This window comes from Lacihabitans lacunae (assembly GCF_042649125.1).
GTDB classification, from domain to species: Bacteria; Bacteroidota; Bacteroidia; order Cytophagales; family Spirosomataceae; genus Leadbetterella; species Leadbetterella lacunae.
On sequence record NZ_JBHRYQ010000001.1, the window covers coordinates 729,070 to 749,029 of the forward strand.

Annotated in this window: 21 protein-coding genes; 12 read left to right on the plus strand and 9 right to left on the minus strand. The window is 35.3% G+C overall.

The window, feature by feature from the left end:
• Window positions 1–93 precede the first annotated feature (93 nt).
• Together ACFOOI_RS03105 and ACFOOI_RS03110 are read left to right on the plus strand one after the other, a co-directional pair.
• On the plus strand, window positions 94–2,466 hold the full coding sequence (locus tag ACFOOI_RS03105; RefSeq protein WP_379834937.1) for a heavy metal translocating P-type ATPase: 2,373 nt from the start codon (window positions 94–96) through the stop codon (window positions 2,464–2,466).
• Between the two features lie 2 nt (window positions 2,467–2,468).
• Entirely contained in the window at window positions 2,469–2,672 is a 204-nt protein-coding gene (locus tag ACFOOI_RS03110) for a heavy-metal-associated domain-containing protein (protein ID WP_379834940.1), read from the plus strand.
• Window positions 2,673–2,793: 121 nt separating this feature from the next.
• On the opposite strand, the gene corA is transcribed toward ACFOOI_RS03110, so the two are convergent.
• The 4 genes from corA to ACFOOI_RS03130 all read right to left on the minus strand — a co-directional run bounded on the left by corA (window position 2,794) and on the right by ACFOOI_RS03130 (window position 6,309).
• On the minus strand, window positions 2,794–3,864 hold the full coding sequence (corA, locus tag ACFOOI_RS03115; RefSeq protein ID WP_379834942.1) for a magnesium/cobalt transporter CorA: 1,071 nt from the start codon (window positions 3,862–3,864) through the stop codon (window positions 2,794–2,796).
• Window positions 3,865–3,868: 4 nt separating this feature from the next.
• Window positions 3,869–5,293 (minus strand): ATP-dependent DNA helicase, encoded by a 1,425-nt coding sequence (locus ACFOOI_RS03120; protein ID WP_379834945.1) that lies wholly within the window; start codon window positions 5,291–5,293, stop codon window positions 3,869–3,871.
• Between the two features lie 67 nt (window positions 5,294–5,360).
• Window positions 5,361–5,837 carry a hypothetical protein gene (locus ACFOOI_RS03125; RefSeq protein WP_379834948.1) on the minus strand — a complete coding sequence of 159 codons (477 nt, stop codon included), beginning with the start codon at window positions 5,835–5,837 and terminating at the stop codon, window positions 5,361–5,363.
• 46 nt (window positions 5,838–5,883) lie between these two features.
• Window positions 5,884–6,309 carry an RrF2 family transcriptional regulator gene (locus tag ACFOOI_RS03130; RefSeq protein ID WP_379834951.1) on the minus strand — a complete coding sequence of 142 codons (426 nt, stop codon included), beginning with the start codon at window positions 6,307–6,309 and terminating at the stop codon, window positions 5,884–5,886.
• A gap of 167 nt (window positions 6,310–6,476) precedes the next feature.
• Between ACFOOI_RS03130 and ACFOOI_RS03135 the strand changes: the two genes are divergently transcribed.
• The 3 genes from ACFOOI_RS03135 to ACFOOI_RS03145 are packed head-to-tail and all read left to right on the plus strand — an operon-like array spanning window position 6,477 to window position 10,055.
• The gene (locus ACFOOI_RS03135; RefSeq protein ID WP_379834953.1) at window positions 6,477–7,721 is read left to right on the plus strand and encodes an RsmB/NOP family class I SAM-dependent RNA methyltransferase; all 1,245 of its coding nucleotides are present in this window, start codon (window positions 6,477–6,479) and stop codon (window positions 7,719–7,721) included.
• A gap of 3 nt (window positions 7,722–7,724) precedes the next feature.
• Window positions 7,725–8,657, plus strand: coding sequence for an NAD(P)-dependent oxidoreductase (locus ACFOOI_RS03140; protein WP_379834956.1), 933 nt, complete (start codon window positions 7,725–7,727; stop codon window positions 8,655–8,657).
• Window positions 8,658–10,055, plus strand: a complete 1,398-nt coding sequence (locus ACFOOI_RS03145) for a pyridoxal phosphate-dependent decarboxylase family protein (protein WP_379834958.1) — start codon at window positions 8,658–8,660, stop codon at window positions 10,053–10,055.
• 2 nt (window positions 10,056–10,057) lie between these two features.
• On the opposite strand, the gene ACFOOI_RS03150 is transcribed toward ACFOOI_RS03145, so the two are convergent.
• A complete protein-coding gene (locus tag ACFOOI_RS03150) occupies window positions 10,058–10,681 on the minus strand; it encodes a 7-carboxy-7-deazaguanine synthase QueE (RefSeq protein WP_379834961.1) in 624 nt (207 codons plus the stop codon).
• Window positions 10,682–10,802: 121 nt separating this feature from the next.
• Between ACFOOI_RS03150 and ispG the strand changes: the two genes are divergently transcribed.
• From ispG to ACFOOI_RS03180, 6 genes are all read left to right on the plus strand, one after another.
• A complete protein-coding gene (gene ispG / locus ACFOOI_RS03155; RefSeq protein WP_379834963.1) occupies window positions 10,803–12,758 on the plus strand; it encodes a (E)-4-hydroxy-3-methylbut-2-enyl-diphosphate synthase in 1,956 nt (651 codons plus the stop codon).
• Between the two features lie 21 nt (window positions 12,759–12,779).
• Window positions 12,780–12,974 (plus strand): DUF6728 family protein, encoded by a 195-nt coding sequence (locus tag ACFOOI_RS03160; RefSeq protein ID WP_379834965.1) that lies wholly within the window; start codon window positions 12,780–12,782, stop codon window positions 12,972–12,974.
• Window positions 12,971–13,327, plus strand: a complete 357-nt coding sequence (locus tag ACFOOI_RS03165; protein WP_379834967.1) for an MmcQ/YjbR family DNA-binding protein — start codon at window positions 12,971–12,973, stop codon at window positions 13,325–13,327. The genes ACFOOI_RS03160 and ACFOOI_RS03165 overlap by 4 nt, the downstream gene beginning before the upstream one ends.
• 2 nt (window positions 13,328–13,329) lie before the next feature.
• On the plus strand, window positions 13,330–13,788 hold the full coding sequence (locus ACFOOI_RS03170; RefSeq protein WP_379834970.1) for a tetratricopeptide repeat protein: 459 nt from the start codon (window positions 13,330–13,332) through the stop codon (window positions 13,786–13,788).
• On the plus strand, window positions 13,785–14,201 hold the full coding sequence (locus tag ACFOOI_RS03175; protein ID WP_379834972.1) for a gamma-glutamylcyclotransferase family protein: 417 nt from the start codon (window positions 13,785–13,787) through the stop codon (window positions 14,199–14,201). Before ACFOOI_RS03170 ends, ACFOOI_RS03175 begins: the two co-directional genes overlap by 4 nt.
• Window positions 14,202–14,277: 76 nt before the next feature.
• The gene (locus ACFOOI_RS03180) at window positions 14,278–15,189 is read left to right on the plus strand and encodes an OmpA/MotB family protein (RefSeq protein WP_379834974.1); all 912 of its coding nucleotides are present in this window, start codon (window positions 14,278–14,280) and stop codon (window positions 15,187–15,189) included.
• Window positions 15,190–15,271: 82 nt separating this feature from the next.
• Here the strand turns inward: ACFOOI_RS03180 and ACFOOI_RS03185 are convergent, their stop codons facing one another.
• Window positions 15,272–16,120 carry a hypothetical protein gene (locus ACFOOI_RS03185; RefSeq protein ID WP_379834976.1) on the minus strand — a complete coding sequence of 283 codons (849 nt, stop codon included), beginning with the start codon at window positions 16,118–16,120 and terminating at the stop codon, window positions 15,272–15,274.
• A 226-nt stretch (window positions 16,121–16,346) separates the two neighbouring features.
• Here ACFOOI_RS03185 and trxA point away from each other — a divergent pair, with 226 nt between their 5' ends.
• Window positions 16,347–16,670: a thioredoxin gene (gene trxA, locus ACFOOI_RS03190; RefSeq protein ID WP_379834978.1), complete on the plus strand. Its 324-nt coding sequence runs from the start codon at window positions 16,347–16,349 to the stop codon at window positions 16,668–16,670.
• Window positions 16,671–16,716: 46 nt separating this feature from the next.
• Here trxA and ACFOOI_RS03195 read toward each other — a convergent pair whose 3' ends face one another.
• Genes ACFOOI_RS03195 through ACFOOI_RS03205 form a run of 3 tightly spaced genes read right to left on the minus strand, consistent with a single transcriptional unit; the run spans window position 16,717 to window position 19,955 of the window.
• Entirely contained in the window at window positions 16,717–17,910 is a 1,194-nt protein-coding gene (locus tag ACFOOI_RS03195; RefSeq protein ID WP_379834980.1) for an aspartate aminotransferase family protein, read from the minus strand.
• Window positions 17,911–17,921: 11 nt separating this feature from the next.
• Window positions 17,922–19,121: a hypothetical protein gene (locus ACFOOI_RS03200; RefSeq protein WP_379834982.1), complete on the minus strand. Its 1,200-nt coding sequence runs from the start codon at window positions 19,119–19,121 to the stop codon at window positions 17,922–17,924.
• Between the two features lie 12 nt (window positions 19,122–19,133).
• Window positions 19,134–19,955 (minus strand): type 1 glutamine amidotransferase, encoded by an 822-nt coding sequence (locus ACFOOI_RS03205; RefSeq protein ID WP_379834984.1) that lies wholly within the window; start codon window positions 19,953–19,955, stop codon window positions 19,134–19,136.
• Between the last annotated feature and the right edge of the window lie 5 nt (window positions 19,956–19,960).

The following is a 19,960-nucleotide window of genomic DNA, read 5'->3' on the forward strand; positions in this document are numbered from 1 at the left end:
TTATAACGTGTGAATAATATAAGTAATATCGAGTTTTTTATAAGGTAAAATTTCATATTCAACCTACCTTTGTGCACTATTATTTTATAAGCTATGGCACAATATCATATTTCTTTCGAGTCACCTATATCTGAAAATAAAATAGAACTGTTGTCTGAAATTCCTTTATTTGAAAAAAGTAAAGTACAATTTTCAAAACATGGTTTCGTAATTGATTCTGATGACCTTTCTGAGATATTACCAGAAGTCATTTCTGAATTAAAAAACCAAGGTATAGCGTTTGATACCGTTAAATCTAAGTTTAAAGTACTCAATTTTTCGTGTGCATCATGTGCTGTTAGTGCGTCTACAGTTTTAAAATATACCGATGGTGTCTTATTTTCTGATGCTAATTATGCCACACAATCTGCAATTGTAGAATATCTTCCGAGTTTAACTTCTCCCAAAATATTTAAAGAAAAGCTAAATGAAATTGGATTTGACTTGGTTATTGACAAGTCATTTGATTTTGATAAAAAGAAAAGGGAGCAGCTCAAAAAACAAAAAACTAACTTGATTTGGGCTGGAGCATTGGCTGTGCCACTATTTGTTTTGGGTATGTTTTTCATGAATGTGCCTTATGTTGATTATATCATGTGGGCGCTGAGTACGCCTTTGTTATTATATTTCGGGTCGCAGTTTTTCGTAGGAGCGTGGCAACAACTCAAGCAAAAAAACGCCAATATGGACACATTGGTGGCACTATCCACAGGTTTTGCTTATGTTTTTAGCGTAGTTAATATTTTGTTTCCCCATGTGTTTCATTCACATGGCAATCATGCCCAAATCTATTTTGAGTCGGCTGGTTTGGTAGTTTTCTTTATATTATTAGGGAAATATTTTGAAGACTCAGCTAAGTATCGGGCTTCGGATGCTATTAAAAAGTTAATGGATTTGACCGCTAAAAGTGTCTTTGTAATCAAAGAAAAAAAAGAAACTCTAACTCCAGTGGAAAACGTAAACGTTGGGGAGGTAATCCTCATAAAGCCAGGTGAGAAAATTCCCTTGGATGGAGAAATAATTCACGGTACTTCAAGTGTAGACGAGAGTTTTCTTAACGGAGAACCACTGCCTAAAACCAAGACTTTGAATGATTCCGTATTTGCAGGAACAGTAAACCAAGATGGCTTACTACAGGTTTTGGTTTCTAAAAACCACGACAATACTTTTCTTTCTAGCATTATAAAAAAAGTAGAAGATGCACTTTCAAGCAAAGCTCAAATACAAAATAAGGTAGATAAGATCTCAAGTATTTTTGTGCCAATTGTGATCGGAGTAGCTATTTTGAGTTTTTTGATATGGAGGTTTACATTTGATAATTCTCAAATGGCTTTTCTGAGTTTCATTACGGTTTTGGTGGTTGCTTGTCCTTGTGCTATGGGTTTGGCTACACCAACTGCCTTAATGGTAGGAATAGGCAAAGGTGCTCAGGCAGGAATATTGATTAAAAATGCCGATGCTTTAGAACGTGCGGGTGAACTTACTGACCTAGTTTTTGATAAAACGGGTACTTTGACCGAAGGTAAGCCTAAAGTTATGGATACATTTTGGAAAGAAGAAAACGAGGGGAATAAATCTATTCTATGTGCGATTGTAAATGGATCTACACATCCACTTTCAAAGGCTATTTCAGTTTTTTTGTCAGAAGAAAATAGTGTTAAAAATGTTTCTATTGAGAATATTTCGGGTAAAGGCTTAAAAGCTGTTATCAATAACCAAATCTACTTTTTGGGTAATAATAGTCTTTTAATAGAAAATAAAATTGAAATAAATAGCGATGTACAACAAGCATATGAACATATGTTGTCAAAAGGGAATTCTACGGTATTTTTTGCAAATGATAAAAATACAATTGCATTATTTTCACTAGGAGATAAATTAAAAAGCAATGTAAAAGCACATTTGGACGAGTTAAAAGAGCAACATTTAAACTTACATTTACTTTCCGGAGATAATGAAAAAGCAGTTAAACAATTGGCTCTAGAGCTTGGTATTGAGGATTATCAAGGTGGGATGCTCCCTGAAAGCAAAGCTGTTTATATAGAAAAGCTAAAAGAAAAAGGAGCAAAAGTAGGCATGTCGGGTGATGGCATAAACGACACTTTGGCATTTACAGCGGCAGATGTTTCGATAGCAATGAGCGAGGGTGCTGACGTAGCAATAGAGTTGGCGGATATTACAATTTTGGGAAATGATTTGGGAAGGGTAAAAAGAGCCATTACTTTGTCAAAAGCTACAACGAGAACCATCAATGAGAATTTGTTTTGGGCGTTTATTTATAATGTAATCGGAATTCCGATTGCCGCAGGTTTGTTATATAATTCTACTGGCTTTTTGATGAACCCAATGGTAGCAAGTGCTGCTATGGCGTTTAGCTCAATAAGTGTAGTAGGAAATAGTCTTTTGTTAAAAATTAAAAAAATATAATCATGGAGTTTAAATCTAATATTAATTGTGGGTCGTGTATTGCATCTGTTAAAAAAACAATGGATACACTCGTGGGAGAAGGAAAATGGGAGGTAGACACTGCAAATCCAGATAAAATTTTAACCGTAGCAACCACAGAAGTAACTGCAGACGAAGTAATACAAAAACTTAAAAGAGTGGGATTTACGGCTGAGTTAAAAGCTTAAACCCGTTTTATGTATTAGAGCTTCCTTTTGAGGGCTTAAATTGCAATAAATCAGACACTTAAATTTAATTTGAATAGCAGTTTATCCTGAGAGTAGCCGAAGAGCAACAGAGATTAACGGGTTAAATGTATTTTTTCCATTTGAAATAAACCCATAGTGTAATACACAAAACAAACATAACCCCCAAGGTGACAAAATATCCGTGGGGGTTGTGTAATTCGGGCATGTTTTCGAAATTCATGCCATACACACCTACAATAAATGTCAGTGGCATAAAAATAGCCGTAAAAACAGTCAGGGTTTTCATTACTGCGTTCATACGGTTACTCAACTGTGAGTGATAGTTAACCATCAGGTTTTCAATGTCTTCCCTAAGCGTATCTGTAGCGTCGATGTTTTCAAAAACATGATCCAAAACATCTCTAAAATAAACTTTTACTTCTTGCGAAACATAGTTGTAGTCTTCTCGCAATATACTCTGAATAATGTCCCTAAAGGGATTGAGGGTCTTTCTAATAAAGGCAAGCTCTCTTTTTAAATAAAAGATTTTATTTTGATGTATGTTTTTAGCCTCTTTAAGTATTTCTCTTTCAAGTGTCATCACTTTTTCTTCAATGATATCTATTACTTGGAAATAATTATCAACCACAATATCTATAAGTGAATAAAAAAGATAATCCGAATCTCTAGCCTTGGTTTTGCTATTTACTCGGTTTAGACGCGTAATAATTGTAGAAAAAACATCCACATGGTCTTGCTCCTGAAAACTGATGACAAAGTTTTGCCCCAAAACTATACATATATGTTCATTTTCAATCTCGTTAGTAGTTTCGTTATAGTTGGGTACTTTTAGGATAATAAAAAGGTGATTGTTTTTCGGAAAATATTCAATTTTGGGTTTTTGAGTGGTGTTCAATAAATCCTCTACCATAAGAGGGTGAAAATCATATTTGATACCGAGTTTCTCTATCATTTTTGGTTTATGAATACCAGATACTTCAATCCAAGTTACCATTTCCTCTGAAAAAACAGCCGGAAGTTCGCTTATTTTACTACAAGGCACAGAGTCTAAAGTTTCAGCATTGTAGGTCACTAAATTTATAGTAGGATCTACAGTTATTGCTTTTCCAATATAGTTTAGCGATCCCGCAGATGAAAATACACTGTGCTTTGTAAGTTTGCTTTTTGACATGGTATTATTTATTTTCGAAAAAAAATGGATAGAAATTTATTAAAAAAACTTCACTTATCCCACGAGTAATAGCAGTATATAGCCATCTTACTAAATCTTGGTCGATTTCCATGGTTGGCAAATAGATGGAATCTATAAAAACGGCATTCCACTGCCCACCCTGAGCTTTATGGCAGGTGAGGGCATAGGCAAATTTAACTTGTAGGGCAGACAAGTATTTGTCCTCTTTCATCAACTTTTTGCGTTCTCGTTTTGACTTTACCCAATAATAATCTTGCTGAACGCTATCATACAATTGCTTATTTTGTTCCTGACTCAAACTTGGAGCATTTGAATAAAGTGTATCTAAAAATATGAGCGATTCGAAAGGTGGTTCTTCGGGGTAATCAACCAGCTGAAGGGTTACATTAAGAAACCTAAAGCCATGCATTTCTTCTTCTCTGCCTATTCGTTTTACTTCTACAAATTCACCATTTGCTATAAATCCCGCTTCAGATTCTTCGCCTAAAATAGTATAGTTGTTTTTAACGACCATCAACAAATCGTTGGTGTCAATTTCAGATTCTGAATAGTTAATTTGATTTCGAATCATGCGGTTATACAAGACCGCATTTTTATTTGATCGCGTGATAATTATCGTGTTTTCTCTCCCGTATTTATCGTAAGCATAGCGTATCCCGTCTTCAATTTTTTCGCTACTCATTCTAAAGAAATCCTTTTTTCCTTTCGTTAAAAGTGAAATTTTAGGTTCTTTTTCGGTTAATTGTGTTCTGAGCTGGGTGGCATTCTCCAATATTCCGGACTCCTGTGCTTGTCGCATAACCTCAGTAAGCGTCAGCGTATAAACTTTAGAATAATACTGATTTTGAAGGTGATCTAGGTCTAATGCCGGACTTAAGTTCATAGAAACGGGAGGCAACTGGGCTTCGTCTCCAATAAAGATTATTTTATTTTCTTCTCCCTCAAAAACAAAATTTATTAAATCATTTAATAAGCCATTACTACCAAAATCTCGTGAGTCAGCGATCATAGAGGCCTCATCTACAATATATACAGTTCCTTCTTCTTTGTTTGGTTGGCGTTCAAAAATCAGGTTGCCCGAGTTACTGTCTTCCTTTTGTTTATATATTTTTCTATGGATGGTTTGTGCTTTTTTGCCTCCATACGTAGACATTACTTTAGCCGCTCTACCGGTTGGAGCAAGCAAGTGATGTTTCCAGCCAAACTTAGGGAGGGTTTTAAGCAAAGTGCCCAAGAAGGTGGTTTTACCCGTTCCAGCAAATCCTTTTAATAAAAATATGGTACGCTCTTCTTCGTCCGACAAAAAATCATCGATTAGCGTGAAAAGTCTTGCTTGTCCAGGGGTTGGTTTAAATTTAAAGCCTTTTTCTAGAGCTTCTTTAATACTTAACGTATTGGTTTCTTCCATTTTTAAGAATAAAAAAAGCCTATAATTAAATAGGCTCTCAAATGTCTATAAGGTTAGAATAAAAATTTTATCTGAGGTGTTTCAAGTTAACAAAGTACAAAACACAGAAAATAATGCTAAAAAATCCGATACCGGCTGAGGCGATGGCACTTAATATACCGTCATAAATAAATAAAGGTGCTATCACACTCACCAATGCTCCGATTAAATAGAGGTAAAAGCCTTTTTTGTTTAATCCCCACATTAAAACAGCACCTACTAGTGTCAAGATATTCGCTATGCCCGAGGCTATGGCTCCATCTCTAACTTTATCTTCGGTTAAATTGCTTTCTACAGAATCCAACATTTTATTAACTATTTCTGCACTTTTTTCATCTGCTGACTCTTCTATTTGGTCTCTCGACTGCTCCATTGCATCTTTGGTTAGTTCTGAAGTCATGCCTGCTTGGGTATAATTACTGATGGCAGAATATATACCAAAACCGCTACCAATAAAAGTCAAAATACATAAAACAGTCAAAAAAGTAGGTCTAAGATTTTCCATAAATTAAAATTTTAAATAGTTGAGTAATATTATAATTGGTAAAAAGTTACAATTGATTTTCTAAAACAAGGTCAGCTAGAGTTGTGTTTTCGTAAACTGCTAGATTGGCATCTCTTAGTTTAGCCATAAATGGCCTAATTTTACACTTTTCTTCGCTGTTGCAATCGTCACACTTTCCATAAAAATTTAGTGAAACACATAGTACGGGAGCTATTGGGCCATCTATTACACGAATTACTTTAGCCAATGAAACCTCTACAGGGGAGGTTCTCAATAAATATCCGCCCCCTTTACCTTTTTGACTGTGTAGTATTCCGTTATTTCTGAGTTCAAGCAAAATCGTTTCTAAAAACTTTTTAGGAATATTCTCTTTCTCAGCTATTTCGCTGATAAGCATCGGTTTTTTCTCCTCAAAGTTTAAGGCTAATCGGGTGAGAGCCTTTAGAGCGTATTTTGCTTTTTTTGAAATCATTAATAACTCTTTTTTGGTTTTTACTGGGGCATATATCTAGTGACAATTACAAATTTACATTAAAAATAGATATTTTATTTTTTTGATGAATAAATAAAAAAAGAATAAATCTGATTTCATTCAAATAACTGTATGCAAGTTCCTAAATTTGTACTAAGAAAAGAAATATGAAAAAAAACGAACAAAAAGGTCATAACCAAGAATCAAGGAAATTGTATTTTCCTGTAGTAGAAGGAGTATTAAAAGCCCTCAAAGAGATTTTTAACGAAAACAAAAAAGCCGATAAAGTTATATCTGGCGTGTTAAAATCCAACCCAAAATGGGGTGCAAAGGACCGTGCATTTATTGCTGAGAACACCTATGAAATTGTAAGAAACTGGCGTTTGATAAAATATTGTGCTGGCTTAGGCGACCTAAAAGTTAACGAAGAAAGGCACTTTTTAGATATTCTTGCGGCGTGGTTTGTATTGAGAAATGAAGATATATCTAACCTTCATTTTGCAAAAAATACGGATGTAAACGGGATTTGGAACCGATACGAAGATGCCCAAAAAGATAGAAAGCTTAAGTACTCGTTTACAAACTGGATGGACGAAAAACTCAGCAAAGAAACTAGAATAAATTGGGACGAAGAAGTAGAAGCCATGCACGTGCAAGCAGATGTATATTTGCGTGTAAACACACTTCGGATTTCTGCAGATGAGCTCATCGACCTATTGAAAAAGCAAGGCGTTTACACTAAAAAAGTACCGGGTGTTCCTTCTGCGTTGGTTTTAGAGAAAAGACATAATGTGTTTAGTTTAGAAGAATTCAAAAAAGGGTTATTTGAAGTTCAAGATGCTGGAAGTCAGATGATCGTTGACTTTTTAGAAGTATCGCCTGGCCAAAGGGTGGTAGACGCTTGTGCCGGTGCTGGCGGAAAAGCCTTACAAATAGCATCGTACATGCAAAACAAAGGTAAAGTCATTGCGATGGATATCGAAGAATATAAACTTGTAGAACTTAAGAAGCGTGCAAAAAGAAACGGAGCCGATACTATAGAGACTCGCTTGATCGACGCCAAAGTGATTAAGCGTTTGCATGATTCTGCTGATAGGCTTTTGTTAGATGTGCCTTGTTCGGGCTTGGGTGTTTTGAAAAGAAATCCTGACGCCAAATGGAAGTTGCAACCTGAGTTTATTGAAGAAATAAAAGTGGTTCAGCAAGAAATTTTACAAAATTACAGTAAGATGCTAAAGCCTGGTGGACAGATGGTTTATGCCACATGTTCGGTATTGTCGGAAGAAAATGAAGATCAAGTCCAGAAATTTATTTCAAACAATCCAGACTTTGAATTTGTAAGAGAACAAAGGCTAACACCAGCGGTGGAAGGCTTTGATGGATTCTATATGGCTTTAATAAAAAGAAAGTAAAAAATGAAAGTATTGATTGTAGACGAAATGCATGAATCTATTGTGCAAATGCCCGAAGAGTTGGGCTTACATGTCGACTATTTTCCAAACATAGAATATACAGAAGTTTTAGATAAAGTTTCTGATTATGAAGGGCTTATAATTAGAAGTAAGTTTAAAATAGACAAGTCTTTTTTGAGCCATGCTACCAAACTTAGGTTTATTGGTAGAGCAGGTGCAGGTTTAGATTTGATAGATATTGAAGCTTGTAAAACTCAGAATATTGAGATTTTTGCTGCCAATGAGGGTAACAGAGTAGCGGTAGCTGAGCACTTAATTGGCATGATTCTTTGTTTGTTTAATAACATAGAAAAATCGCATCAAGAGGTTAAAAATAAGCTTTGGTTAAGAGAAGAAAATAGGGGCGAGGAGCTTTTTGGTAAAACTGTAGGAATCATAGGTTTCGGTAACAATGGACAGGCTACTGCTGAGCGATTGTCAGCTTTCGGATGTAAGATTTTGGCTTATGATAAATATCGGTACGGTTTCGGAAATCACGTATTTTCGGAGGCATCAATGGATGAGATCTTTAGGGAGGCAGATATTATCAGTTTACACTTGCCGTTGACTTCGGAGTCAAATAAAATGGTTAATGCGGAGTTTCTTAATAAATTTCAGAAAGACATATATGTGTGCAATGTAGCTCGCGGCGAACTTTTGGTTTTGAATGATTTGGTACACGGTATTGAGTCAGGAAAAGTCAAAGGTGCGGTTTTAGACGTTTTAGAAAACGAAAAAATAAATGCATTAACTGATACACAGATTTCTGATTTTGAATACTTAATAAATAGCCCCAAAGTAATAATAACCCCCCACATAGCAGGCTGGACCCACGAGTCATATAAGAAAATCAACCAAGTGTTAAAAGACAAGATCAAAAGATTTTTAAATATATAGATGCAAAATATTTACGATTCGGAAGAGTTTAGAGCCCAAGGCCACCAGATTATTGATGCCTTGGCAGATTACCTAAAAAGTATTGAAGACGGCACTCTTACTGAGGTTATTCCTTATGTGGAACCCGAAGATTCGTATGATTTTTGGAAAAATGACCTTGCCGAAGGCCAAACCGGCTTAATGGATTTTGTAAATGAAACAATAAAGCGTTCCAATCATTTGCACCATCCCAAATACATGGGGCATCAGGTTTCGGCTCCATCGCCGGTGGCTGCCTTGATGGGTGTAGTTACAGGCTTGCTTAATAACGGTGGTGCGGTTTATGAAATGGGATTGGTAAATAATCCTTTAGAGCGGGTGCTGTCTAAATATTTAGCTGAAAAATTAGGCTTTGGTGACGAAAGCGACGGATTTTTAACTTCTGGAGGCACCCTTGCAAATCTAACGGCATTGTTAGCTGCTCGAGCAAAATATAGCTCTGTTTGGTCAGAGGGTACTACCGAAAAACTCGCCATTATGGTTTCAGAGGAAGCACATTATTGTGTAGACCGAGCGGCAAGAATAATGGGATTGGGAGAATCTGGGATTATAAAAATTCCGGTTAATGATAGATTTAAATTAAAAACTGAGCTACTTGAGGAGTATTATCAGGATGCAACAGCTAAGGGTTTTAGAGTTTTCGCTATCATAGGAAGTGCTTGTTCTACTTCTACCGGTAGCTACGACAATCTTCAAGAAATAGGAGAGTTTGCTCAAAAAAACAATTTGTGGTTTCACATAGATGGTGCTCATGGTGGTGCAGTAGCTTTTTCTAGTAAATATAAATCCTTGCTTAAAGGAGTTGCTCTCGCCGATTCCATTATCATCGATTGGCATAAAATGCTTTTAGCTCCGGCACTTATTACGGCCGTTGTTTTTAAGAAAGGCTCTGATGCTTATGCCACTTTTCATCAAAAAGCTCAATATTTATGGGATAATGCTTTGTCGAAAGATTGGTTTAATTCAGGAAAACGAACATTTGAATGCACAAAATTAATGATGTCTGTAAAAGTTTACGGCATGATTAAGGCACATGGCGATCTTATTTTTGAAGAACATGTTGATTATTTATACGACTTAGCAAAAACATTTGCAAACCTCATTAAGTCATTGAATGACTTTGAATTGGGTCATGAGCCAGAAGCCAATATCGTTTGTTTCAGAATGAAAACTGAAAATAGCAACGAAATAAATGCAACAATAAGGCGTAAACTTTTAGAAAAAGGTGAGTTTTATATTGTATCTACAACACTAAATGGCGACACATATTTACGCGTTTCGCTTATGAATCAAAATACCAAAGTGTCTGATTTAGAGTCACTTTTAGAAAATATCAGAGAAATAAAATCAGAATTGTAAGATTAAGGAATATTAAGGTGTTTGTGCGTTTGAACACTAATTCGCCATTTCGGATTTGCTTTTATATAATCAATGATTAATGGAAGCATTTCCTTTTGTTTATCCCATTCGGTTTGTAAATAGAGCTTACACTCAGGATTTACCAATTCCGCAAATTTCTCCGCAAACTTAAAGTCAGATTTGTTAAAAACAATGATCTTCAGCTCGTGAGCCTTTTTATATAATTCAGGAAGCGGCTCTTTAAATTTTTTCGGAGAAAAACAAATCCAATCCCATTGACCTGTCAGTGGATGAGCCCCCGAAGTCTCTATATTAGTTTCAAAACCTTCTGCTTTTAATCCAGCTGTTAACTCGTCGAGGTTGTACATTAGAGGTTCACCACCCGTTATTACCGCAAGTCTTGCCGGGTTTTCTGCTGCATCAGCAATTATTTTAGCCAGCGAAACCTTTGGATGTGCGTCTGCATCCCACGAATCTTTCACGTCGCACCATACACATCCCACATCACAGCCGCCAAGCCTGATAAAATATGCAGCTCGCCCGCTATGTGAACCTTCTCCTTGTAATGTATAAAATGCCTCCATTACCGGAAGGGTGCTTTTCTCTAATGTTTCTTTTATTATCATAATTTCATGCAAAATTAAACACAAATCGGCAGAATAATGTTATCTACAAAAGTCTATTTCTCATTCTGAAAGATTTAAAAAAAATACCTTTACTTTTGTAAATAAAACTTTTACGCTCAATATGTCATTTAAACCATCTTATTGTCAATCTTTTTCGGAGTATTCACGCAGGAAAACCAACCAAATAAACATAGGTGACCTAGGTTTAGGTTCAGATTTTCCTATTCGGGTGCAATCTATGACCACTGTTGACACCATGGATACCGAGGGGTCGATCAGGCAATCTATCAGAATGATTGAGAGCGGCTGTGAGATTGTAAGAATTACTGCACCTAGCGTAAAAGAAGCTCAAAATCTAGAGAACATTAAAAATGGTTTAAGAGCCGCAGGGTATGCTACACCTTTAGTAGCAGACATTCATTTTACGCCAAACGCTGCTGAACTCGCCGCCAGAATAGTTGAAAAAGTAAGAATCAACCCGGGGAATTACGCCGACAAAAAGAGATTTGAAACCATAGATTATTCAGACGCAGGCTACCAATCGGAATTAAATAGAATAAGAGACAGATTTGTGCCTTTGGTCAAAATATGTAAAGAATACGGAACTGCCATGCGAATCGGCACAAACCACGGTTCTCTTTCAGATAGAATCCTGAGTCGATATGGAGATACGCCACAAGGAATGGTAGAGTCTGCCTTAGAATTTTTACGTATTTGTGAAGACGAAAACTATTTTAACGTGCTGTTGAGCATGAAATCGTCAAATCCACAAGTGATGGTCCAGGCCTATAGATTGTTGGTTAAAAGGCTAGACGAAGAGGGTTTAAAGCCATATCCACTTCATTTGGGTGTGACCGAAGCCGGAGAAGGCGAAGACGGCAGAATAAAATCTGCGATGGGTATCGGTACTTTGTTAGAGGATGGCCTTGGCGATACGGTTAGGGTAAGTTTGACCGAAGATCCTGAGTTTGAAGGGCCAGTGGCAGCAAAGTTGATTTCTAGATATTTGCCAAATTCAAAGAATTTTAAGATCAATGAAATAGAAAGCTGTCCGATAGATCCATTTTCATATTCAAAAAGAAAGTCTAATGAAGTAGAAACTTTTGGAGGGACAAATGTTCCTCGAGTTATAGCTGATTTTTCTAAGAAAGAAGAGGTTAAAATTGAGGATTTAAGAGAAGTAGGGCATTTTTATTTGCCATTGCCAGACAAATGGAGAATGAATGACCTCGGCGTGGACTACATTTATTCGGGTTCAAAAGCCATTCCTTTTATGTTGCCAAATGGCTTAAAAGAAATATTAAATTACGATGCATGGCTTATACTTGAAAACAAAACGCATGTTTTCCCCTTGATTTCTGATATTAGTAAAACTGATGAGCTTCACCCAAACTTAAATTTCCTTTCTTTAAAAACAACGGAGTTAAACACCGAGTCATTTAACTTTATAATTAAAAACCCTAACGTTGTGGTGTTGCTAGAGTCAGAAAGACCAAACGCTATGCCTGACTTCAGAGCTGCTTATTTTGAAATAGAAGGAAAAAAGATTACAAACCCGGTGGTTTTAAATAAAAAATATTTGGGTTTAAGTCTTGAAGATTTTCAATTGTTTAGTGCCACAGACCTTGGTGGTGCCTATGTAGACGGATTTGGGGATGGTATCATGTTGTCTTTAAACGAAATGTCAGCCGAGGAAATAAAAACGGTAAATTCGGTTTCGTTTGGAATACTACAGGCGGCACGAACCAGAATGTCAAAAACCGAATATATTAGTTGTCCATCTTGTGGCAGAACATTGTTTGATTTGCAGGAGACCACAGCCATGATTAGAAAACGTACGGATCACCTCAAAGGTGTTAAAATTGGGATAATGGGTTGCATTGTAAATGGTCCTGGAGAAATGGCGGATGCTGATTATGGTTATGTTGGAATTGGCAAAGACAAAATTTCGTTATACAGAGGGCAAGAAGTGGTCAAAAGGTCCGTTCACTCAGACCACGCTGTGGAGCAACTGATTGAACTTATAAAAGAAGACGGCAAGTGGTTTGAGCCACAAAATATGGAAGAGTTTGCTTAATAAATAAATATATAGATAATAATGGAAAGGTTAATTTCGATTCTGAAAATAGGTCCTGTCTTTAAATATTTTGTAAGGGTATTTAAAAAAGACAAAAACGGCGAATTTCCGACAAGTTCTAACTTAAGAATGATGCACGGAATAAATAAAATTTCGATTGTGATGTTTTTGATTTGTATTGGAGTTTTAGTTTATAGAGCTTTTTTTAGAGGATGAATATTGAAGAAATACGTATTTTTTGCCTAAGCTTTAAAGGCGTCACAGAAGAAATGCCCTTTGGGCCTACTACTGCGGTGTACAAAGTCATGGGCAAGATATTTTTATTTCTTCCACTTGACACCGAAACGCAGAGTATCGCGGTTAAAAATACACCCGAAAAAAACGTAGAATTAAGGGCAGATTATGATGCCATAACTGGGGCCTTTCATCTAAATAAATTACACTGGAGTTCTATTAGATTAGAATCAAATATTAAAAGTGACTTAGTGAGAGAATTGATCACTGAGTCATATGAAATAGTGAAAAAAGGACTTACAAAAAAACTAAAAGCTGACTTAGAAGCACTTTAATAATGGAAATTCTATTATTTTTCTTTCCTAGTTTTTTGCATGCTTGGTTAATAGGAGATATCTCATTTACCAAAACTCCTGAAGATATGGCTACAAAAAACTTTAGTCAAGGTATCTCACTTTTTAAAGAAGAGCGAGTTGCAGAAGCTTTTGTGTATTTAAAAGAAAAACTAAATTTGTATCCTAAATCAGCCTATCTACATCTTTATATAGGCAAATGTCATTATTATTTTGAAAACTACGAAGAAGCCCTGAAAAGTTTTGATATGGCCTTGAGATATGACAGCACAATTTTAGATTTATACACCTACAAGGCTTACTGTCACTATCACCTCGAGCAGTGGGAAGAGGCTCACTTCCAACTAAAAAAAGCATCTAGATTTTTATTAGAAAAAAACGAAGAGATTTTGGGACTGATAAATGACGTAGAAAAAAGAACACTGCATGTTTTTTCCAAATGAAAGATTCTGAATATTTGTTTGTTTATGGCACTTTGATGTCAAAATATGGCAAAAATCCTTTCAGAAGCGAGTTAGCCGAGTTTTCTTCCTATTACGCTGAAGCGAAGGTAAAAGGTAAACTTTACATGATTGAAGACTATCCAGGTTTAATACCGAATGAAGTAGGAGAGGAATATTTTACTTTTGGAGAGGTTTTTATAATAAATGATACACTTTCGCTGTTTAAAGTGCTAGATGTTTATGAAGATTATTATCAAAACTTTGAAAAGGATTCACTTTACATTAGAAAAAAAATCGAAATTTTTGACCTTCAAAATAATCCTATTGGTATTGCTCATGCGTATTTTTATAACAAACCAGTAGAATTGCCAAATTTTATCAGAAATGGGTGCTTTTTATCCAAAATATCCTAATCTGTATTGTCATAGATAGTTTTTTTGTATTAATTTTGCACTATTACATGTTTAGAAACTAAAATAACAATTGTATATGAACCTTACCAAAAAACTAATTTATTCATCCCTAGTAGCATTAGCTTTTTCATCGTGTGTATCGAAAAAGAAATTTGCTGGCCTTCAAACAGAACTTACAGCTACAAAAGCTGACTTAGAAAAAAGAGGCGAAATTATTAATGATTTCAAAAATAAACTTGTTTCATGCGAGCAAGATAAAGAACTAATGGCTCAAAAAATGGCTTCCGCTAACGCAGCTAAAGAAGAGCAATTGGCTGGAATGAAGGCACAAATCGAAGACTTAAGAAAAGTTAGAGATACTCAAATGCAGCAAGTGGGTGGCTTAACAGTGTTGACTCAGCAAGCAAATGACAACATTAATAAAACTTTGTCTCAACTTGAGAAAAAAGACAAATACATTAATTTGTTACAAGCAGCTAAGTCTAAAACTGACTCAATGAACCTTGCTTTGGCAGTAAATCTTAAAACTGTTCTTAAAGACGGTTTAGATGATTCAGATATTGAAATCAAAGTAGACAAAACTGTCGTTATGGTTAACCTTTCTGACAAAATGTTGTTTACTTCTGGTAGCTCAAGAATCTCATCTAAAGCTTATGGAGTTTTAGAAAAAGTAGCTAAAATTATCCAATCTAGACCAGATCTAGAAATGATGGTTGAAGGTTATACTGATAACGTTTCTATCAAAACTGATTGTTTAGATGACAACTGGGATCTAAGTGTGAAAAGAGCTACAGCGGTAGTTAGAACCTTACAAACTAAGTTTGGTGTGGATCCTAACAAATTGATAGCTGCAGGTAGAGGAGAGTATAACGCTCTTACTTCAAATGATACTTCAGAAGGTAGAGCAATCAACAGAAGAACAAGAATTATCTTAATGCCTAAGTTAGATCAATTCTACGATTTGTTAAACCCTGAAAATGCGAAATAATCAAAACTGATTACAAGCTATACGAAAAGAGCTCTTTGGTTTTCCAAAGAGCTCTTTTTATTTTATAAAGAAATTTGAATTTTTAATCTTGTAAAACACCCCTTACAATTCTTTTCTTTAAATTATCAAGTTCTTCCCATTTTCCTGCTTCAGCTAGTTTAGCCTGCATAGCCCATGTACTTGGATTTTGCACTGCATATCTATTTCCAGCATTTTGAAGTACCTCTTGGAGCTTTTCTGGATTTGCACTAGCCAATTCTTTAAAATTAGAAATCTTAGCTTCATTAAGTATCTCTTCCATTTTTGGCCCTATACCTTCAATCAATTTTAAATTATCAACTGTAGATTTTAATGCTGCAACAGGCGTTGCTTTTTTAGGTAAGGGTTTTACTTCTTTTGGAGTTTTAACTTTAGGTAAAGTTTTCACCTCAACTACCTCGGTTAAGTGTTCTACTGCCGCAGCTAAATTCTTCAACTTAGGTTTTTTATAGCCTTCTTTTTTAGGTTTTTCTTTCGGCTCTTTTTTCTCTAGTTTTTTATTCTCTTTTTGAGCTTTTTCTATATTTTTTTTCAAATCCGAGATATTTCCTTTCGAATAAAATTCATCTATCACCTTTCCGTCTTTCCAGGTTCTAGATATTATCTCATGCCATTTGTGCTTTTGGCCATTTTCGTTAGAAAAAATAAACGTAAATTCAGAGTGTGACTGGTGTCCATCCAATATTGAATCATGCAGTTTTATTTTTTCAGTGTTCTTATATTCAGAGAAAAAATTCTTCAATAGGGCTGTTTTCTCAGCTTTTGTAGTAGTTTTTTGGCCATCAGAATCCCAAGTAACTACATTATCATCGAAATACTTCTGAAACGCATCTATGATTTTTCCTTTTTCTACTAGCTTATCTAAAGCTTTAAGTTGTTCTTTTAATTTCATTTTTAAAAATTTGATAGGTTTAAATTAAACAGAATTATTCAAAAAAAAAATAACATTGATCATATACCAAGAGAGACAATGATTAGGCGTATTGAAATTTCACAAAAAATACAAATTGGATTTTTAAAAGAAGCAGAATTAAAAATTATTGACTTTAATAAATCACTTAGGAACTAATTCTTTAGCTTAGGATGTTTGTTTAATATCACATAAAAATAACATAATCATGGGAGATAAAGCATTAGAAATAACAGATGCAAATTTTAAGGAATTAATAAAATCAGATAAGCCAGTTTTGGTTGATTTTTGGGCTGAATGGTGTGGACCTTGTAAAATGATAGGGCCAGTAGTAGAAGAAATCGCTGGAGAATATGAAAATAAAGCAATTATAGGCAAAATGGATGTGGATGCTAATTCTGCTACCCCTTCAGAGTTTGGCATTCGTTCTATTCCAACTTTGATGATTTTCAAAAATGGTGAAATGGTTGACAAAATCGTTGGAGCTGTTCCGAAACACATTTTGGTTCAAAAATTAGAAGCAGCAATGTAATTCTGATTTTTAAAAGATATAGAAAAAGGGCTTCAAGCCCTTTTTTTTATACAATTTTTTGTAAGACTTTTTCCAAAGTTAAAATATCATTTTCTTCTAAAATCAAAGGAGGCGAAATACGCATCGCGTTATCACAGTATAAAAACCAATCGGTAATTATCCCTTCTTCTATAAAGCCGTCTATCGTATTTTTTAATATCCCAAAATTCTCGAATTGTGCGGCTAACATATATCCTTTTCCACGTACTTCACTTACCAATGGGTGATTGAGAAACAAAGTTTTTATTCTTTCAGAAAAACCTGCCATTTTTTGATAGTCAATTTCCTCTAAAATTACATTTAGCGTAGCCAAAGAAGCTGCACAACTTACCGGATGACCTCCAAATGTGGTAATATGACCGAGAATTGGGTTTTCTTTTAACACACTCATGATACTATTTGGAGCCATAAAAGCCCCAATAGGCATGCCGCCGCCCATTCCTTTTGCTGAAAGTAAAATATCTGGGGCAAATCCATAATGCTCCAAAGCCCAAAACTTACCCGTGCGACCAAATCCGGTTTGGATTTCATCGAAAATAAGCAAGGCTCCCAGTTTTTGGCATTTTTCGGCCAAGGTGTTCATGAATTCTTTTGTGGTCTCTATAACGCCACATTCGGCTCCAATAGGCTCTATTATTACGGCTGCTGTATCTTTAGTGATTACAGAAAGCGATTCAATATTGTTACGTTCTATTTTTCTAATTCCAGGAAGTAGTGGTCTGAAACTGTTTTTGAAGTGCTCTTCACCCAATGAAAGTGCACCGTGTGTAGAGCCATGATATGCGTTTGTGCAGGCCACTATTTCGGTTTTACCCGTATATCTTTTTGCTAGTTTTAGAACTCCTTCTACTGCTTCTGTACCAGAGTTGGTAAAATATACATTATCTATTAATTCTCTTTTTAAAGTTTTAAAGCCAGCTAAGGTGTCAGTTAAGGCTTTTGCTAATTGAATTTGCGGACTTTGAAGATACTCGCCATATACCATTTGGTGTAAATATTGATCCACTTGGTCTTTTATAGCTTTTACCACTTTAGGATGCCTGTGGCCTACGTTACTTACCGATATTCCAGAAATTAGGTCTAGAAATGGCTTTTGGTTTTTATCGTATAAATAACAACCCTCAGCATACGGAAACTCTAATGCTAAAGGGAAATCTGAAGTCTGAGCTAAGTTTTTTAAAAATAATTGTCTGTTATCCAATGTTATTTATTTCAGTTTGTTTCAAAAAAAGCACCGCTGCCACCAACCCAGTCGAAATCTTTGTTAAAATCTACACCTATCATTTTACCTTTGCTAAGTCTCGCTAAGTTCGTTACCAATTTAGGGTTTTTAGCATTTTCAGGCCAGATATAGAGCATTCTTATTTCGCACTTTATGCCTTCTCCTTTGGTGTCTGTAATGCAAGGTTCGTATTTTACTTTTTGTTGAAGTATATAGTTTTCTGGGTCTTTTATAGTTTCTAAATCTTCTTTTTGAATATCAATATTTACGCCAGCCCCAGCAAATGAGAAGAGCGGTTTCAAAACATAGTTTTCTAGGTCAGTTGGGTATTCTTCAAAATCGGAAAGGTATTTTGAAAAAGGGATATAAGGCGATTTAAAAAGTGGTAAGCTATATTTCGAAACTCTATAAAACCAGTTTGGATGCGATATCCAAGTGACATCATACGGTTTTGAAAGATCAATATTTAGTTTAATGTCTGAATAGTTACGGTCTAAATCATCAAAAATTAGCCGGTTGTATATTCTTTCTATTTTTGTTTTATTTCCTTCTTTTAAATAAAAAAGCTGACTATTCTCTTCGAAAATTTTAGTAATACAAACCGCTTCAATGCCCCAATATGCCTTCGTTATGGCGAAGTCTAGCCTTGTTTTTTGTTTTTCAGGAAAAATCTCCAACAAAATTACATTTTCAGGTTTTGAGTTTCCAAGTAAGAAATTTTTCATTTCTTCTTGATAGGTTCTGCCATTCATTCTATTAAAATACTCACTGAATTTTGGACTAACCGAAAAATGCTTTTTGTATTTGGATGATAAATAAGATTGATACCCAAATAAAGAAGGAAACCCTTGAAGCTCAATAAGTTGAGGACTTAGGTGCCCGTTTTCGTCTAAAGTGATTCCAAAATCAATAGCAAGCACGCTCGGATGATCGGTTTCGTTTGGAACAAAATGCGACTTTGGTATAGCTCTTTCTGTTTTTTCTTTAAAATCAGGAGACTTTATTTTATCAATAATGGAATTACAGGCTGAAAGAATTTTTATTTTAAGATCATTTGGAACAAAAATAGGAGATTCAGCTACTCGAAAATCAAGTTGACCTGGAAATTCGGCTTCTATTTCAGCTATCATTTGCTGATATTTCTCTTCTGAAAATGATTGGTTGTAGTTTTCTCTTGCTTCTTTATTCACGATAATGAGTGATTATTGAAATTGTTGAAATTTGGCGTAAGCTTGATGAAGGAAATTTGGGATAATCGTTTTTTCGGTCAAAGCTATTTTTTCAGGATCACCTAAGCTGTTAAGCATTTCGTTATATTTTTCCTCTCCGAAATTTTCTATTACGGCTTTTTTCTTTTCCTCAGTTTTAAATAAACGTTGCATACCTTCAGCATCGGCCTCTGGGTGAAACTGCGTTCCGAATATTTCTTTGGTAAATCTTACAGCCATTATTGCTCGTTCAAGCGGAATCTGAGGTCTTTCCTTTTCGAGACAAAGAATTTCGGCTCCGACTTCTTTAAATCTTTCTATATCAGGCTGTATGGCTTGGAAATCACGCGAGTCTACACTCCAAAATGGATCTTCTAGTCCTTTAAATATCGGTTCGTTTTCTGCTCCGTTTATCATATGAACGGGCATTACACCAAATGAAGTCGATTTCCGTTTGGTGATTTCGCCAAGTTCAAAATATTGAAAAAGCATTTGAAATGAATGACAAATAGCAAACAGCTCTTTCTTTTTTTCGTTTTTAGAATTGAATTCAATTAAACTAGAAATAAATTGGAAGTAATTTTTCTCCCAAGCTAAGCCTTCTAAAATAGGACTACCAGGCCCGCCGGTAGAAATAAATGCGTCAAAATCTTTTAAATCAGGCAATTCCCCTAATTTCCTAATGTCAAAAACCGAATAAGTAAGTTCTTGGTTTATGCTTGAATAAAACTCCGCCAAAATGGCTTTAATACAACGCATACCTTCGTTAGGCACGCCGTCATACAAGTCCAAAATAGCGACTCTAAAGGTTCTCATTTATT

Excerpts from the sequence above, each read along its gene's own strand:
- ACFOOI_RS03105 (WP_379834937.1), top strand. The coding sequence starts at position 94 with ATGGCACAATATCATATTTCTTTCGAGTCACCTATATCTGAAAATAAA.
- ACFOOI_RS03110 (WP_379834940.1), top strand. The coding sequence starts at position 2,469 with ATGGAGTTTAAATCTAATATTAATTGTGGGTCGTGTATTGCATCTGTT.
- corA (WP_379834942.1), bottom strand. The coding sequence starts at position 3,864 with ATGTCAAAAAGCAAACTTACAAAGCACAGTGTATTTTCATCTGCGGGA.
- ACFOOI_RS03120 (WP_379834945.1), bottom strand. The coding sequence starts at position 5,293 with ATGGAAGAAACCAATACGTTAAGTATTAAAGAAGCTCTAGAAAAAGGC.
- ACFOOI_RS03125 (WP_379834948.1), bottom strand. The coding sequence starts at position 5,837 with ATGGAAAATCTTAGACCTACTTTTTTGACTGTTTTATGTATTTTGACT.
- ACFOOI_RS03130 (WP_379834951.1), bottom strand. The coding sequence starts at position 6,309 with ATGATTTCAAAAAAAGCAAAATACGCTCTAAAGGCTCTCACCCGATTA.
- ACFOOI_RS03135 (WP_379834953.1), top strand. The coding sequence starts at position 6,477 with ATGAAAAAAAACGAACAAAAAGGTCATAACCAAGAATCAAGGAAATTG.
- ACFOOI_RS03140 (WP_379834956.1), top strand. The coding sequence starts at position 7,725 with ATGAAAGTATTGATTGTAGACGAAATGCATGAATCTATTGTGCAAATG.
- ACFOOI_RS03145 (WP_379834958.1), top strand. The coding sequence starts at position 8,658 with ATGCAAAATATTTACGATTCGGAAGAGTTTAGAGCCCAAGGCCACCAG.
- ACFOOI_RS03150 (WP_379834961.1), bottom strand. The coding sequence starts at position 10,681 with ATGATAATAAAAGAAACATTAGAGAAAAGCACCCTTCCGGTAATGGAG.
- ispG (WP_379834963.1), top strand. The coding sequence starts at position 10,803 with ATGTCATTTAAACCATCTTATTGTCAATCTTTTTCGGAGTATTCACGC.
- ACFOOI_RS03160 (WP_379834965.1), top strand. The coding sequence starts at position 12,780 with ATGGAAAGGTTAATTTCGATTCTGAAAATAGGTCCTGTCTTTAAATAT.
- ACFOOI_RS03165 (WP_379834967.1), top strand. The coding sequence starts at position 12,971 with ATGAATATTGAAGAAATACGTATTTTTTGCCTAAGCTTTAAAGGCGTC.
- ACFOOI_RS03170 (WP_379834970.1), top strand. The coding sequence starts at position 13,330 with ATGGAAATTCTATTATTTTTCTTTCCTAGTTTTTTGCATGCTTGGTTA.
- ACFOOI_RS03175 (WP_379834972.1), top strand. The coding sequence starts at position 13,785 with ATGAAAGATTCTGAATATTTGTTTGTTTATGGCACTTTGATGTCAAAA.
- ACFOOI_RS03180 (WP_379834974.1), top strand. The coding sequence starts at position 14,278 with ATGAACCTTACCAAAAAACTAATTTATTCATCCCTAGTAGCATTAGCT.
- ACFOOI_RS03185 (WP_379834976.1), bottom strand. The coding sequence starts at position 16,120 with ATGAAATTAAAAGAACAACTTAAAGCTTTAGATAAGCTAGTAGAAAAA.
- trxA (WP_379834978.1), top strand. The coding sequence starts at position 16,347 with ATGGGAGATAAAGCATTAGAAATAACAGATGCAAATTTTAAGGAATTA.
- ACFOOI_RS03205 (WP_379834984.1), bottom strand. The coding sequence starts at position 19,955 with ATGAGAACCTTTAGAGTCGCTATTTTGGACTTGTATGACGGCGTGCCT.